This window comes from Herbaspirillum sp. VT-16-41, assembly GCF_001994935.1.
Taxonomy (GTDB): Bacteria; Pseudomonadota; Gammaproteobacteria; order Burkholderiales; family Burkholderiaceae_D; genus Herbaspirillum; species Herbaspirillum frisingense.
Genome location: NZ_MUXB01000038.1, coordinates 1 through 1,001, shown reverse-complemented (window position 1 = coordinate 1,001; position 1,001 = coordinate 1). Strand labels below are relative to the sequence as shown.

The 1,001-nt window shown below is 45.3% G+C and carries 1 protein-coding gene and 1 pseudogene; one reads left to right on the top strand and one right to left on the bottom strand.

Going from position 1 to position 1,001, the window contains the following annotated elements; genetic code table 11:
* Positions 1-173: 173 nt before the first annotated feature.
* Positions 174-530: pseudogene (locus BTM36_RS03915) on the top strand (GNAT family N-acetyltransferase); the annotation flags it as partial.
* A 16-nt stretch (positions 531-546) separates the two neighbouring features.
* On the opposite strand, the gene BTM36_RS03910 reads toward BTM36_RS03915, so the two are convergent.
* Positions 547-1,001: glycoside hydrolase family 3 C-terminal domain-containing protein (locus tag BTM36_RS03910; protein ID WP_174616803.1), on the bottom strand; the 455-nt coding region annotated here is incomplete at its 5' end.

Sequence of the window (1,001 nt, the reverse complement as noted above, 5' to 3'; positions counted from 1 at the left end):
CACTAAAATTAATTGAATTAAATGATGCTGAAAGTATTTTTGAACTAACTGACAAATCGAGAAATTATTTAAAAGAATGGTTGCCTTGGCTTGACTTCACCAAGAATGTGGAAGATACAAAAGAATTTATCCGAGGATGTTTAAAAAGTTAGGCCGAACATAAAAGTTTAAATACCGTTATTTTATTCAATGGAGAATTTGTGGGTGTAGCGGGCTTCAACAGTGTAAATTGGTCCAACAAGACGGCATATATTGGCTACTGGCTTGGAGAAGAATTTCAAGGAAAAGGGATTGTGACGAAAGTTGCTAAAGCATTGACCGACTATGCTTTTAATCACCTCAACTTAAATAAAGTGGAAATACGAGCTGCCGTGGAGAATAAAAAGAGCAGGAGCGTTCCAGAAAGATTGGGTTTTGTAAATGAAGCAACTATTAGACAAGTAGAGTGGCTATATGACCATTATGTTGACCATACGGTATATGGGATTTTAGCAAGTGAATGGAATGAACTATCAGTCAGTAATATGTAGCGTTATTTATAATACTCTACTTTTTAAAAATCCATACCAGATCCGTACGGCTTGACGCTTCGTGCGCCATCCCCTGGGCCTCACCGACGACCGCTACGACGACATCCGATTTCTTCGCCAGGGTCGCGGCTTCATCAATCATCTCCTGCGGGCGGCGTTTGTCCTGCACTACGGCTGGCTCATACAGATTAAGAAAAGCGACAATGCTTTTATCGTTAGTGATATTCGACCCGGGAGCGTAGAGGATGGTGCCTTTAGCCCCCCCTGCGTTGCGGATCCCTGTCGGCACGTTTGCGGATTCCCCCGCCACACCGGCTGCCGACCAGCTTCCCATCATGTCACGCTTGCTGTCCGCCAACGCACCGACCACCGCGATGGTCGCGTCTTTTTTCAGCGGCAGTGTGTCGAGACGGTTTTTCAACAGGACCAGACTTTCGCGCGCCACTTCTCGTGCTTCTTTACGATGCAGAC